Source organism: Frateuria defendens (genome assembly GCF_001182895.1).
GTDB classification, from domain to species: Bacteria; Pseudomonadota; Gammaproteobacteria; order Xanthomonadales; family Rhodanobacteraceae; genus Frateuria_B; species Frateuria_B defendens.
Genome location: NZ_LFQR01000125.1, coordinates 1 through 12,018 on the forward strand (window position 1 = coordinate 1; position 12,018 = coordinate 12,018).

Below are 12,018 nucleotides of genomic sequence, written 5' to 3' on the forward strand. Positions count from 1 at the left end.
GCCCGCCGACATCGCCGCGCTGCCCGGATTGATCGAAGAGCGGTATGGACGTCTGGACGTCCTGATCAACAACGCCGGCGCCTACTACGACCTCGCCGAGCGCCCGTCCGCCGTGGACTTCGCCACCGTGCGCGCCGCGCTGGACACCAACCTGCTCGGCGCCTGGCAGCTCACCGACGCCCTGCTGCCGCTGATGCGCCGGCACGGCTACGGCCGCATCGTCAACGTCTCCAGCGGCTGCGGCGCCGGCGGCGCCACGGGCGGCGCCTCGCCCTCCTACCGCGTCTCCAAGGCCGCGCTCAACGCCTGCACCCGCGCGCTGGCGGCGGAGCTGGCCGGCACCGGCATCGTGGTCAACGCGGTGTGCCCGGGCTGGACCGCCACCGACATGGGCGGCCCCGGCGGCCGGCCGGTGGCGGAAAGCGCCGCCGGCATCGTGTGGGCCGCCTGCCTGCCCGAGGGCGCGCCCGGCGGCCTGTTCTTGCGCGACCGCCAGCGCGTCGCCTGGTGAAGCGCGGCCGCGCGGGCTAGCGCTGCACCATGTGCGCGAACCACGCCCAGCCGCGCACGCGCTCGGCGATCAGCTTGAAGCTGGTCAGCATCGGCACCGCCAGCAGCGCGCCGGGAATGCCCCACAGCCAGCCCCACAGCAGCAGCCAGAGCAGGATCGCCACCGGCGACAGCCGCATGCGCCGGCCCTGGATCAGCGGCGTGATGAAATTGCCCTCCACCGCGGTGATGCCGGCGAAGGTCAATGCCGGCAACAACGCCTCGGCGAGGTTGCCGAAGTTGATCAGGCCGACCAGCGCCAGCACCACCGTAGTGGTGATCGAGCCCACGTAGGGAATGAAATTGGCCAGCATCGCCACCGCGCCCCACAGCAGCGGGTCGGGCATCTTGTACAGCCACAGCATGCCGGCGGTGACCAGGCCCAGCGTGGCGTTGATCAACACGGTGGTGAGCAGGTAGCGCGACACCTCGGTCTGGATGCCGCGCACGATCACCACCGCGTGGCGCTTGTAGGCGAAGCCCGGCGTGATCTCCACCAGCCGCCGCAGGAGCAGTTCGCCGTAGATCAGGAAGAAGAACACCAGCAGCACCACGGTGAGGATCGCCGCCAGCACCTTGGGTGCATTGGCCACCACGTCCCACACGGTGATCGCCACCGCCGCCGGCCGCGGCGGCTGGGTGCGCACGGTCGGCCCGCCGACCAGGGTCTGGGTGGCGCGGTTGGCCGCCTCCAGCGGGCGGGTCAGGCTCTTGAGCTTGGGCACGAAGTTCTTGATCGCCGCCGGCGCGTCGTGGAACCAGCCGAGCGCCGGCTGCGCCAGCATGCCCGCGCCCCCGCCGATGCCCGCGATCAGCGCGATCATCAGCACGCTGGCGCTCAGCCAGCGCGGCACGCGGCGGCGCGCGGCGCCGGCCACGATGGGGTTGAGCGCCACGCCGATGAAGGCCGCCAGCACCAGCGGGATCAGCAGCGCGCGCACCACCGTGACGGTATATAGCAGCGCCATCGCCAGCAGCACGTTGAGCGCGAGGTGGATGCCGCGCAGGTGCGAGCGCGCGCTCTGGCGCAACGGCAGCGGCAGGGAGAACGGCAGGCGCCGCGCGGGGCGCCTCGCCGGGGCGACGGCCATCACCGCGTCGGCGCGCGCCGGCACGGCCGGGGTGGATTCGTCCGCGTTCATGACGGCTCGCCGGCGCCCAGTTCGGCGATCAGCCGCGTGCCGTAGGCGACCGCCTCGGCGAGCCCGCCGCTGAGCAGCGAGCCCAGGGCCGGGATGCGCAGCGGCGACACGTCCAGCCGGCCCAGCACGAAGCCGGCGCCGGCGGCCGCACCCAGCGTGGCCAGCGGGTGCGCATGGCCGCGCGCCAGCAAGGCCGCCGCCGGTTGCGCCAGCTCCGTGCGCGCCGCCCGCATGCGCGCCTGCGCCTTGCGTACCCGTGCCAGTTCCCGCCGCATGCTCATGCCTCGTTCTCGGTCTCGACCTGGGCCTGTGCGCGGGCCCGCGTGTCGCGCATCATCGCACTCCACTCGCCGCGCGTGGCGGGCAGGCTCATCCAGTGCATGCAGCGGCGGAACAGCACGATCGCGCCGAGCAGGCACAGCACCTCCACCGCCGCCAGCACGGCCAGCGCCCAGCCCCACGAGCCGAACCACTGCGCCAGCAGCACGCCGGCCAGCCCGAGCAGGGTGAGGCCCAGCGCCACGCCGGCCACGGTGGCCGCCAGCGCGGCCAGCAGGATCCACGACACCGCGCTGCGCGCCAGCCCCAGTTCGGCGGCGAGCAGTTCCAGCTGGGCGCCGAACAGGCGCTTGACCGCGTGGCCCAGCTGGCTCAATTCGGCCAGCAGGCCACTGGGCGCATCGGGCGGCGGCGCGGCGGATTCGGGCGACGGCCCCGATTCGTCCATGCGCGTCCCCGCGCTCAGCGACGCAGCAGGCGGCCGAGCAGCCAGCCGGCGCCGAGGGCGATGGCCACCGACTGCACCGGCTTGCGGCGCACGTAGTCGCGCGCCTGGTCGAGCCAGTCCTCGGCGCGCTCGCGGGCTTCCTCGTAGAGTTCCTGGCCGCGGTCGGACACGTCGGCCGCCTTGTCGCTGACGCGGTGCGCGGCGCCGGCGGCGCGGTCGGTGGCGCGATGCAGCCCGTCCTCGACGCGGTCGGCGGCGCGGTCGACCGCCTCCTTGGTATGCCTGACCGCCTCGGAGGTGGCCTGCTTGACGCGCTCGGCCTTGCGGTCGATGCCGTCGGCGGCGAGGGCTTCGGCGTTCTCGGTGGTTTCGGACGGAGTCGGCTGCACGGGCTTGTTCATTCTCTACTCTCCAGTAAGTGGGCATGCGCCTCCAGGTGCATGCCCGTCACGCAAGGCCGCGGCGCGGCGGCCTAGAGCCTGTTCACCCTATCCGCAGTCTGCGCCGGAAAAACTGTCTGCGCGCAGGACCTGGGGAAAGGGGAGTGTACGTCCGTGCACGACTCAAGTTCAGCCGGCGCGGCGGAAGAAGGCGACGATCGCGAGGATCAGGAAGATCACGAACAACACTTTCGCGATCCAGGCCGCCGTGCCCGCGATGCCGCCGAAACCGAGCACGGCGGCGATGATCGCAATGATCAGGAAGACGATGGCGTAATGCAGCATGGCAGCGTTCTCCTTCGCTTGTCGTCCGCCGGCGGGGGCCGGGGATCATGCGCGGGCCATCATCCACAGCGGGGCGCCATCTGCATGTGAAGAGATACCTCGCCTCACGCGGCCGCGACGCGCTCAGTCGCGCAAGGCGCGGTTGAGCGTGTAGGTGCCCACCAGTTCCGCCTCGTCCAGCACGTGGCCGGCCATCGCCGCGCGCAGCGCGTCGAGCGTGAAGCCGGCGGCAAGATCCAGCCGCGGCACGTCCAGCGCGTGGATGCGGAAGCGGTAGTGGTGCACCAGCGCATCGTTCCACGGCGGACACGGGCCGTCGTAGCCGAGGTAGTCGCCGCCCATCTCGGCATCGCCGGCGAACCAGCCGGTGTAGTCGTTGCGCCCCTGCACGCTGCCTGGCGGCCCGAACGGCTCGCGCTTGCCGCGCGCGACGATGCCCTCACTGCACGCGCCCTCGGCGAGCTCCGCGTACTCGGGCGGGATGTTCGCCAGCAGCCAGTGCACGAACTCCCCCCGCGGCAAATCGGCCGGCACGGTGCGGCCTGCCTGGTTCACGTCGTCGCCGCGGCTGGGTACGTCGGTGTCGATGCAGGTGAGCACGAACGAGCGCGTGCCGGCCGGCGCGCCGCTCCACGCCAGGTGCGGGCTCAGGTTGTCCGACAAGGCCATCGGTTCGCCCGGCTTGCCGAAGGCGAACGCCTCGGGAATCGGCTGGTCGTCGTTGAAGCTGTCGCTGCGTAGTTGCATGGAAACTCCTGGAAAAAAATACTGCCTTGAATCTTGCTTGCGTCATGACGAGCTATCTGTCGTCGATGGAGTCGTCTACGGCCGATAGCTGACGCGGTAGACCGCGCCCACCATGTCGTCGCTCACCAGCACGCTGCCGTCGGGCAGCGGTTGCACGTCGGCCGGGCGGCCCCAGACCTTCTCGTCCTGCTCGAAGCCGTCGAGCAGCGGCTGGTAGCCAACCACCCTGTCGCCTTGCAGGCGCGCCACCATCACCCGGTAGCCGGATTTCTGGGTGCGGTTCCACGAGCCGTGCTCGGCGATGATCAGCGCGCCCTTGTAGGCGGCCGGGAACTGGCTGCCCTCGTAGAAGCGCAGCCCCAGCGCCGCCACGTGCGCGCCGAGCTTGAACACCGGCGGCGAGAACTGGCTGCACGGGTGGCCCGCGCCGAACTGCGGATCGGCCACGTCGCCCTGGTGGCAGTAGGGATAGCCGAAGTGCTCGCCCACGCGACGCACGAGATTGAGTTCGTCGCTGGGCACGTCGTCGCCCAGGAGGTCGCGGCCGTTGTCGGTGAACCACAGTTCGTTGGAGCCCGGCCGCCAAGTGAAGCCCACCGTGTTGCGGATGCCGTAGGCCACGTCCTCCAGGCCGCTGCCGTTGGCATTCATGCGCATCAGCTTGCCGAAGGCCTTGCCCACGTCGCAGAGGTTGCACGGCGCGCCGACGGGCACGTAGAGCTTGCCGTCGGGGCCGAAGGCGATGAACTTCCAGCTGTGGTCGCCCGACTTGTACGGCAGCTGGTCGGTGATCACCTCCGGCTTGGGCGGCGCGTCCAGATGGTTCTCGATGTCGCGCAGCACCACGATGCGGCGCACCGAGGACACGTAGAGATCGCCGTCGCGGAAGGCCACGCCCACCGGTAGATCGAGGCCGCTGGCGACGGTGCGCACCTTGTCCACGCGGCCGTCGCCGTCGGTGTCGGTGAGCGCATAGACCTTGCCGGCGTCCATCGAACCCACGAACACGGTGCCCTTGGCGCCCAGCGTCATCCCGCGCGCGTCGGGCACGCCGTCCGCGTACACCGCGACGTGGAAGCCCTTGGGCAAGGTGAGCCGGTCCAGCGGCGGCGCGGCGAGTGCGGGCAAGGCGAAGCATCCGATCAACAGGAGCAGCAGCGTGCGCATCACGATCTCCTCGTTCGGTGGAGCGCACAGGGTAATACCCTAGGCTCCGGAGCCACAGGTGCCGTGGCCGTCGCAGGTTCTTTCGTGCCGGCCGGTGCGCCGTCGCCGCGCCTCGCTCTCTACACGCGGCGATCGCTGCCTGCGAGGGTCCGGGGCTCGACGGAGCATTCCGCCTGCGCGCCGATCGTCGGCTCCTCCCCTCCACTGGCAAGCCCGGACCCATGCAAGCCGAAGACCTGCAACGCCTCGTCACCGTGACCATGCCCTACGGCAAGTACCAGGGCCGCCTGATCGCCGACCTGCCCGGCGCCTACCTCGCCTGGTTCGCGCGCAAAGGCTTCCCGCCCGGCGAACTGGGACGCCTGCTCGCGTTGATGCTGGAGCTGGACCACAACGGCCTGAAGCCGCTGCTCGATCCGCTGCGCAAGCCTTAGCCGGGGACGACCGCGTCCGCCCTGTCGCCGAGGGCCAGGCTGCCGTCGGCGACGGCGTTGAAGCGCGCGGCGATGTAGTCGTCGGTGAAGCTGCTCATGTCGCGGCCGCGGATGAAGCCGCAGTGGCCGCCGTGTTCGGCGATGTCCAGCTCCACGTTGGGCGACAGCTCGAGGTGCTCGAAGGCGTTGACCGGGATCACCGGATCGTCGCGCGCGGTGAGGATGGTGGCCGGGATCGCCATCCGGCCGAGCGCGGCGCCGGCCACCGAATAGCCGTCCAGATAGGCTTCCAGCGAACCGAAGTCGGTATGGCGCAGCACCAGCGCCTCGGTGAGGCCGCGCAGGTTCTGCTTGAGTTCGTCCAGCTCGAAATACTGGCGCTGCGGGAAGGCCGCCTGCTTGGCCAGCAGCGAGTGGCGCCACTTGCGCATGAAGTAGGCCTGGTAGAACCACGGCGCCTGTTCCTCCAGCGAGAACAGCCCTTCGCTGGGGTCGATGATCGGGCACACCGCCAGCGCGTAGCTGAGCGGGATGCCCGCCGCCGGCGCGCGCAGCGCGGCGCGCAGGGCGAAGTTGCCGCCCAGCGAGAAGCCCGCCAGCGCCATCGGTCGCTGCGGCCAGCGCCGCGCGATGTCAGCCAGCGCGTGCATCACCTCGTCGATGCGGCAGGAATGGAACAGCGCCTCGTTGAGATGATGGCTGTCGCCGTGGTCGCGGAAGTTGAGGCGGAAGATGTCCCAGCCGTCGCGCAGCAGGCGGCTGCCCGTCTGCAGCACGTAGGTGGAATCGACGCTGCCTTCCCAGCCGTGGAACAGCACCGCCAGCCCGCGCGGTTCGGGCCGTGCCGCCTGCGCGGTGAAGGCGCCGCTCAGGCGCACGCCGTCGCCGCCGTCCACCATCACCGTTTCGGCGCCGTCCTTCACCCGCTGCGCGGCGCGCGGCAGCAGCAGGCGGCGCACGCCGCTGGAGGACAGCATGGTCTGCAGGTGCCCGCTGGTCAGCGGCCAGGGCGGGCGGAAGTCGCTGCCGCGCGGCAGGCTGCTCATACGGTGACGTCGTCGAGGGCGGCAGCGATGCGGGCGCGGGCGAGGTCCGCCATGCGCCGGCGCGCGTCGGGCGAGAGCGGCACCGGTTCCAGGAAGTGCACTTCCGCATCCATCGGCGCCTCGCCGAGCAGGCGCAGGAAGTTCGCCATGAAGCTCTCGTGGGCGCGGAAGCCGGCGTCGACGTTGCGGCGGCCCCCGCGGGTGAAGCGCAGCGCCACCGGCTGCACCGGCACCCCGGCATCCAGCGCGGCCTGGAAGATGCGCGCATGGAACACCTTGAGCACGCCCTCGTGCCCGGTGCCGCCCTCGGGGAACACCGCCACCGAGCGGCCGCCCTTCAGGCGCTCCACCATGGTCTGCATCACCGCGCTCAGCGAATGGTTGCTGCCGCGCCGGTGGAAAATGGTGCCGCCGCTGGCGGCCAGCCAGCCGACCAGCGGCCAGCGCTCGATCTCGGCCTTGGCCACGAAGCAGGCGGCGCGCTGGCTGTGTACCAGCTCGATGTCCACCCACGAGGTGTGGTTGGCGACGAACAGCACCGGGTCGGCCAGCGGCTTCCCGTAACGCACCGAGCGCAGGCCGAACAGGCGCAGCAGCACCCGCGACCACCAGCGGATCATGCGGTGCGCGAACGGCTCGCGACCGTCCACCATCACGCGGTGCTTGTTCCAGCTGAGGATGCCAGCGCACAGCAGCACGCCCAGCGCCACATGCAGCAGCAGCAGCGGTATGCGCCAGAGGTAACGCACGGGACGCCACAGGTCCCGTGCCGGAGCGGAGACGGATTCGATGCTCATCGGTCCGGTTAGTTTAGCGTTACTCGGCGCCGATCCGGCAGTCCGTATTGCGCTGCCACATGGGTGGCCGCGGCGGCCATGCCGCGGTGCCGCCGCCGCGTCGCCGCGCAAAATTTTCCGGCAGCGACGCCTCGCCTGACGGCCCGCGCGGCCGCGCCTCGCCGCGACGCTCGCCACCCCATGACAAAGCGGAACGGCGGCGGCGGATGAGGAAAACGGCGGCCGGACTTCGACATGCCATCGCTGCGTCGGGCCCTGAGCGGAGCCGGTAAGCCCTTTCGTCCCCCGGGCCAGCCGGCGCCGGCGGAGGGTTTCGTCACCCCGGCTTGGCGGCCAGGCTGGCGTCGATCAGCCGCGTCGCGGTCGCCACCAGCGCCCGCACCGGGCCGCCGGTGCCAAAGGTCTGGCTGGAGGCGTAGCTGCCCTCCAGCAGCAGCAGCAGGCCGTCGGCCAGTTCGGCGGGGTCGGCCGCGCCCATCGCCGTGCACAGCGCGGTCAGGCGCTCGCGCAGCGCGCGCTTGTTCGCCGCGGCGACCTGGTGCGCGGGATGGTTGCGGTCGGGGTATTCGATGGTGGCGTTGGTCAGGCCGCAGCCGCGGTAGCCGTCGCGGCCGGCGCGCCGGGCCAGGGCTTCCATGTAGGCCAGCAGGTGGCCGCGCGGGTCGCCCGGATGCTCGGCCGCCGGCGCCTCGAAGCGGCGCCAGAAGCCGGCGTCGAAGTCGCGCAGATAGGCCGCCGCCAGCTCGTCCTTGGAGGGGAAGCTGCGGTACAGGCTGGGCTTGGTGACGCCCGCGCTGTGCACGATCTCCTCCACCCCGACGGCGCGGATGCCTTCGCGGTAGAACAACTCGCCCGCGGTCTGGCGGATGCGCTCGGCGGCCCGGCGCGGGGCGGTGGCGGCAACCGGCGCGGTGGGCTCGGAGGCGGCGGAAGCAGCGGGCTTGGCGGTGCGGACAGTCTTGGTGGGCATGCGTGGGGGCCGTTGACAGTGTTACCGATCGGTACGTACCCTGCACGATCCAGCCCGTACCGATCGGTAACATGACTATACGCCACCGTCCCTTCGGCCAAAACTACGCCTTCGTCGTGGTGGCGGTGATCTTTCTCGCCCTGCTGGTCTCGGCCGGCATGCGCGCCACGCCGGGCGTGCTGATGCTGCCGCTGGGCCGCGCCTTCGGCTGGAGCCGCGACAGCATCTCGCTGGCCGCCGCGGTGGGCATCCTGCTGTACGGCCTGATCGGCCCGTTCGCCGCTGCGCTGATGCAGCGCTTCGGCATCCGCCGCACCCTGCTCGGCGCGCTGGCGCTGATGGCCGCCGCGGCCGCGGCCAGCGCCGGCATGAGCCGGCCCTGGCACCTCCTCGCCACCTGGGGCGTGCTCTCCGGCGTGGGCACCGGCTGCGTGGCGGTGGTGCTGGGCGCCACCGTGGTGGGGCGCTGGTTCAGCACGCACCGAGGGCTGATGATGGGCCTGCTCACCGCCAGCACCGCCACCGGCACGCTGATCTTCCTGCCGGGGCTGGCGGCGCTGGCCGAGGCCTTCGGCTGGCGCGCGGTGGTGCTGACCATCGCCGCCTGCTGCGCGGTGCTGATCCCGCTGGCCTGGTGGCTGCTGCCCGAGCGCCCGGCCGACATCGGCCTCACCCGCTACGGCGCGCCCGCCGGCGAGGTGCTGGACACCGGCGCGCCCAGCGCCAACCTGCTAGCGCTGACCCTGGGCACGCTGCGCCGGGCCAGCCGGCGGGGCGCGTTCTGGTACCTGTTCGCCACCTTCTTCGTCTGCGGCTTCACCACCAACGGACTGATCGGCACGCACTTCATCGCGCTGTGCGGCGACCACGGGCTGCCCGAGGTGCGCGCGGCGGGCCTGCTGGCGCTGATGGGCCTGTTCGACCTGGTCGGCACTACCGCCTCGGGCTGGCTCACCGACCGCTACGACCCGCGCAAGCTGCTGTTCGTGTACTACGGGCTGCGCGGACTCTCGCTGATCTACCTGCCCTATTCGGATTTCTCGCTGTACAGCCTGTCGCTGTTCGGCATCTTCTACGGGCTGGACTGGATCGCCACCGTGCCGCCCACCCTGCGCCTCACCAACGAAGCCTTCGGCGACCGCGACGGCCCGCTGGTGTTCGGCTGGGTCGTGGCCGGCCACCAGATCGGCGCCGCCGCCGCGGCGTTCCTGGCCGGCGCGATGCGCGTGCAGCTGGGCAGCTACCTCGCCCCGTTCGTGATCGCCGGCGCCACCGGCGTGGTGGCCGCCTTCCTGGCCCTGCGCATCGGCCAGGCCGGCAAGGGCGCGCCGGTGCTGGCCGAAGGCGCGGCCTGAGCCTCAGCGCTCCACCTGGCGGAGCGGCAGCGCGGTGGAGCGCTTCACCGTGCGCAGCACGAAGCTGGAGTTGACGTCGTCCACGCCCGCCGCGTTGAGCAGGCGGTCGAGCAGGAAGCGGGAGAAGCCTTCGAGGTCCGCCACGTAGACGTGCAGCAGGTAGTCCATGTCGCCGGTGAGCGCGTAGCAGGCCACCACTTCCTCCCAGCCGTTGACGTGCTCCACGAAGCGCTCGATCGCCTCGCTCTCGTGCTTGGCCAGCTGCACCCGCACGAAGGCCTGCAGGCCCAGCCCCAGCGCGTGCGGTTCGAGCAGGGCGGCGTAGCCGGCGATCACGCCGTCCGCCTCCAGCCGCTGCAGGCGCCGCAGGCAGGCGGAGGGCGAGAGGTTCACCCGCTCGGCCAGCTCGGCGTTGGTGATGCGCCCCTCGGTCTGCAACACGGCCAGCATGCGCAGGTCGGTACGATCCAGTATGTTGCGGTCCAACATCCCCGTTTGCATGATCGATCCACGATAAGCCAGCTTCGAGCAAAGATATTGCGCCCGATGCCGTGGCAAGGACAACAAGGCAAGCTTCGTGCGCACGCTTCTCCCTAAGCTGTAGCCATGCCGCCGCCGGCGGCACGATGGTCCGGAGAAAGCCCATGCAGACGCCCCGTCGCGTCGAACACCAGCAGACCGATCGCGGCTACGTGCCGGTGTACGCCACCGGCGTGGTGGAGCAGCCGTGGGCCAGCTACTCGCCCACCGACCACGCGGTGTGGCGCACCCTGTTCGAACGCCAGCGCGAGTTGCTGCCGCAGCGGGCCTGCCGCGAATTCCTCGACGGCGTCGCGCACTTCGGCCTGGGCGAGGCGGGCATCCCGAAGTTCGAGGATCTGAACCGCGTGCTCGGCCGGGCCACCGGCTGGGAGCTGGTGGCGGTGGAAGGGCTGCTGCCGGACGAGGTGTTCTTCGACCACCTCGCGCACCGCCGCTTCCCGGTGAGCTGGTGGATCAGGAAGCCCGAGCAGCTCGACTACCTCGCCGAGCCGGACCTGTTCCACGACCTGTTCGGCCACGTGCCGCTGCTGCTCAATCCGGTGTTCGCCGACTACATGCAGGCCTACGGGCGCGGCGGCATGAAGGCCTTCGCGATCGGCCCGCAGGCGCTGATGAACCTCACCCGCCTGTACTGGTACACGGTGGAGTTCGGCCTGATCGCCACCGGCGCGGGCCTGCGCATCTACGGCGCCGGCATCCTGAGCTCCAAGGGCGAGTCGATCTACTGCCTCGACTCCGCCGCGCCCAACCGCATCGGCTTCGACCTCGAGCGCGTGATGAACACGCGCTACCGCATCGACAGCTACCAGCAGACCTATTTCGTGATCGACAGCTTCGAGCAACTGTTCGAGGCCACCCGGCCCGACTTCACGCCGATCTACGCGCGCCTGAAGACCCGGCCGCCCCACGCCGCCGCCGACGTGCTGGCGGACGAGCGCGTGTTCCAGCACGGCACGCGCGAGGGCTTCGCCGCCAACGCCGACACCTGATCGCAGCGACCTCGCCGCTTCGCTGCACGGCCCGCCACGCGCGGGCCGTGCGCGTTTCAGGGCGGCGCTTCGCGCCTGTGGCAGGACGTCGCAGAACGCGCCCGCCCGCGGCCCGACATGACTCAGGTCAACGTCCCGCCCGATGCGCTGCCGAGAATGCGGCCACCCCTCAATCGAGAGAAGGACAACAACCTAATGAAACCGCTCCTGCCCCTGCTCGTCGCCGTCGGTCTCGCCGCGGGCGCCGTATCCGCCAGCGCGCACGCGGACGACAACTGGGTGCTGCGCTTCGGTGCGCACGTGGTCGATCCGAAGTCCGACAACGGCCGCCTGGCCGGCATGAAGAGCCGCATCGACAGCGACGTGAAGCCGTCGATCAGCCTCGAATACCTCATCACCCCGAACTGGGGCGTGGACGTGCTGGGCGCGCTGCCGTTCAAGCACGAGGTGAAGCTGGCCGGCCAGAAGGCCGCCACCACCAAGCAGCTGCCGCCGACCCTCGGCATCAACTACCACTTCCTGCCCAATGCCGAGGTCTCACCGTTCGTGGGCGTGGGCCTCAACTACACCTACTTCTACGACACCAAGGGCCGCGGCCTGCTCGAGGGCGCGCGGGTGAAGGTGGACAACAGCTGGGGCGCCGCCGCCCACGCCGGCGTGGACTTCAAGCTCTCGCCCAAGTGGCTGATCACCGCCGACGTGCGCTACATCGACATCGAGGGCGACGTGCGCGTCAACGGCGCCAAGGTCGGCAAGGCCAAGGTCGATCCGTGGGTGTACGGCCTGAGCGTCGGCTACCGCTTCTGATTGCGCGAAGGAGCAAAGAG

At 70.9% G+C, this 12,018-nt stretch carries 16 protein-coding genes; 5 read left to right on the forward strand and 11 right to left on the reverse strand.

Annotation, left to right across the window (positions count from 1 at the left end; genetic code table 11):
- Positions 1–511, forward strand: a 511-nt coding sequence (locus ACH65_RS15020; protein WP_049623430.1) for an SDR family NAD(P)-dependent oxidoreductase, incomplete at its 5' end; no start/stop codon positions are given.
- A gap of 16 nt (positions 512–527) precedes the next feature.
- Here ACH65_RS15020 and ACH65_RS15025 read toward each other — a convergent pair.
- The 7 genes from ACH65_RS15025 to ACH65_RS15055 all read right to left on the reverse strand — a co-directional run bounded on the left by ACH65_RS15025 (position 528) and on the right by ACH65_RS15055 (position 5,057).
- Positions 528–1,691 (reverse strand): AI-2E family transporter, encoded by a 1,164-nt coding sequence (locus tag ACH65_RS15025; RefSeq protein ID WP_082190350.1) that lies wholly within the window; start codon positions 1,689–1,691, stop codon positions 528–530.
- The gene (locus ACH65_RS15030) at positions 1,688–1,972 is read right to left on the reverse strand and encodes a hypothetical protein (protein WP_049623431.1); all 285 of its coding nucleotides are present in this window, start codon (positions 1,970–1,972) and stop codon (positions 1,688–1,690) included. Before ACH65_RS15030 ends, ACH65_RS15025 begins: the two co-directional genes overlap by 4 nt.
- On the reverse strand, positions 1,969–2,418 hold the full coding sequence (locus tag ACH65_RS15035) for a hypothetical protein (RefSeq protein WP_049623432.1): 450 nt from the start codon (positions 2,416–2,418) through the stop codon (positions 1,969–1,971). The genes ACH65_RS15030 and ACH65_RS15035 overlap by 4 nt, the downstream gene beginning before the upstream one ends.
- A 14-nt stretch (positions 2,419–2,432) precedes the next feature.
- Positions 2,433–2,819, reverse strand: a complete 387-nt coding sequence (locus tag ACH65_RS15040; protein WP_049623433.1) for an ElaB/YgaM/YqjD family protein — start codon at positions 2,817–2,819, stop codon at positions 2,433–2,435.
- A gap of 168 nt (positions 2,820–2,987) precedes the next feature.
- Positions 2,988–3,143: a DUF1328 domain-containing protein gene (locus tag ACH65_RS18615; protein WP_049623434.1), complete on the reverse strand. Its 156-nt coding sequence runs from the start codon at positions 3,141–3,143 to the stop codon at positions 2,988–2,990.
- A 123-nt stretch (positions 3,144–3,266) separates the two neighbouring features.
- Complete coding sequence (locus tag ACH65_RS15050) at positions 3,267–3,890, reverse strand: YbhB/YbcL family Raf kinase inhibitor-like protein (protein WP_049623435.1); 624 nt, start codon at positions 3,888–3,890, stop codon at positions 3,267–3,269.
- A gap of 75 nt (positions 3,891–3,965) precedes the next feature.
- Positions 3,966–5,057, reverse strand: coding sequence for a PQQ-dependent sugar dehydrogenase (locus ACH65_RS15055; RefSeq protein WP_049623436.1), 1,092 nt, complete (start codon positions 5,055–5,057; stop codon positions 3,966–3,968).
- A 221-nt stretch (positions 5,058–5,278) separates the two neighbouring features.
- Here ACH65_RS15055 and ACH65_RS15060 point away from each other — a divergent pair, with 221 nt between their 5' ends.
- A complete protein-coding gene (locus ACH65_RS15060; RefSeq protein WP_049623437.1) occupies positions 5,279–5,491 on the forward strand; it encodes a DUF3820 family protein in 213 nt (70 codons plus the stop codon).
- Here the strand turns inward: ACH65_RS15060 and ACH65_RS15065 are convergent.
- The 3 genes from ACH65_RS15065 to ACH65_RS15075 all read right to left on the reverse strand — a co-directional run bounded on the left by ACH65_RS15065 (position 5,488) and on the right by ACH65_RS15075 (position 8,304).
- The gene (locus ACH65_RS15065; RefSeq protein WP_049623438.1) at positions 5,488–6,537 is read right to left on the reverse strand and encodes a YheT family hydrolase; all 1,050 of its coding nucleotides are present in this window, start codon (positions 6,535–6,537) and stop codon (positions 5,488–5,490) included. The two genes, ACH65_RS15060 and ACH65_RS15065, sit on opposite strands and share 4 nt — an antisense overlap.
- Entirely contained in the window at positions 6,534–7,334 is an 801-nt protein-coding gene (locus ACH65_RS15070) for a lysophospholipid acyltransferase family protein (RefSeq protein WP_049623439.1), read from the reverse strand. Before ACH65_RS15070 ends, ACH65_RS15065 begins: the two co-directional genes overlap by 4 nt.
- A gap of 316 nt (positions 7,335–7,650) precedes the next feature.
- A complete protein-coding gene (locus ACH65_RS15075; protein ID WP_049623440.1) occupies positions 7,651–8,304 on the reverse strand; it encodes a TetR/AcrR family transcriptional regulator in 654 nt (217 codons plus the stop codon).
- 71 nt (positions 8,305–8,375) lie between these two features.
- Between ACH65_RS15075 and ACH65_RS15080 the strand changes: the two genes are divergently transcribed.
- Positions 8,376–9,659, forward strand: coding sequence for an MFS transporter (locus ACH65_RS15080; protein ID WP_049623441.1), 1,284 nt, complete (start codon positions 8,376–8,378; stop codon positions 9,657–9,659).
- A 3-nt stretch (positions 9,660–9,662) separates the two neighbouring features.
- Here ACH65_RS15080 and ACH65_RS15085 read toward each other — a convergent pair whose 3' ends face one another.
- A complete protein-coding gene (locus ACH65_RS15085) occupies positions 9,663–10,160 on the reverse strand; it encodes an Lrp/AsnC family transcriptional regulator (RefSeq protein WP_237561539.1) in 498 nt (165 codons plus the stop codon).
- A 143-nt stretch (positions 10,161–10,303) separates the two neighbouring features.
- On the opposite strand from ACH65_RS15085, the gene phhA reads away from it, so the two are divergent.
- Together phhA and ACH65_RS15095 are read left to right on the forward strand one after the other, a co-directional pair.
- Complete coding sequence (gene phhA, locus ACH65_RS15090) at positions 10,304–11,191, forward strand: phenylalanine 4-monooxygenase (RefSeq protein ID WP_049623443.1); 888 nt, start codon at positions 10,304–10,306, stop codon at positions 11,189–11,191.
- Positions 11,192–11,386: 195 nt separating this feature from the next.
- A complete protein-coding gene (locus ACH65_RS15095; RefSeq protein ID WP_049623444.1) occupies positions 11,387–11,998 on the forward strand; it encodes an OmpW/AlkL family protein in 612 nt (203 codons plus the stop codon).
- Positions 11,999–12,018: the final 20 nt, after the last annotated feature.

Coding starts and splice junctions, on each gene's coding strand:
- ACH65_RS15025 (WP_082190350.1), bottom strand. CDS start 1,691: ATGAACGCGGACGAATCCACCCCGGCCGTGCCGGCGCGCGCCGACGCG.
- ACH65_RS15030 (WP_049623431.1), bottom strand. CDS start 1,972: ATGAGCATGCGGCGGGAACTGGCACGGGTACGCAAGGCGCAGGCGCGC.
- ACH65_RS15035 (WP_049623432.1), bottom strand. CDS start 2,418: ATGGACGAATCGGGGCCGTCGCCCGAATCCGCCGCGCCGCCGCCCGAT.
- ACH65_RS15040 (WP_049623433.1), bottom strand. CDS start 2,819: ATGAACAAGCCCGTGCAGCCGACTCCGTCCGAAACCACCGAGAACGCC.
- ACH65_RS18615 (WP_049623434.1), bottom strand. CDS start 3,143: ATGCTGCATTACGCCATCGTCTTCCTGATCATTGCGATCATCGCCGCC.
- ACH65_RS15050 (WP_049623435.1), bottom strand. CDS start 3,890: ATGCAACTACGCAGCGACAGCTTCAACGACGACCAGCCGATTCCCGAG.
- ACH65_RS15055 (WP_049623436.1), bottom strand. CDS start 5,057: ATGCGCACGCTGCTGCTCCTGTTGATCGGATGCTTCGCCTTGCCCGCA.
- ACH65_RS15060 (WP_049623437.1), top strand. CDS start 5,279: ATGCAAGCCGAAGACCTGCAACGCCTCGTCACCGTGACCATGCCCTAC.
- ACH65_RS15065 (WP_049623438.1), bottom strand. CDS start 6,537: ATGAGCAGCCTGCCGCGCGGCAGCGACTTCCGCCCGCCCTGGCCGCTG.
- ACH65_RS15070 (WP_049623439.1), bottom strand. CDS start 7,334: ATGAGCATCGAATCCGTCTCCGCTCCGGCACGGGACCTGTGGCGTCCC.
- ACH65_RS15075 (WP_049623440.1), bottom strand. CDS start 8,304: ATGCCCACCAAGACTGTCCGCACCGCCAAGCCCGCTGCTTCCGCCGCC.
- ACH65_RS15080 (WP_049623441.1), top strand. CDS start 8,376: ATGACTATACGCCACCGTCCCTTCGGCCAAAACTACGCCTTCGTCGTG.
- ACH65_RS15085 (WP_237561539.1), bottom strand. CDS start 10,160: ATGCAAACGGGGATGTTGGACCGCAACATACTGGATCGTACCGACCTG.
- phhA (WP_049623443.1), top strand. CDS start 10,304: ATGCAGACGCCCCGTCGCGTCGAACACCAGCAGACCGATCGCGGCTAC.
- ACH65_RS15095 (WP_049623444.1), top strand. CDS start 11,387: ATGAAACCGCTCCTGCCCCTGCTCGTCGCCGTCGGTCTCGCCGCGGGC.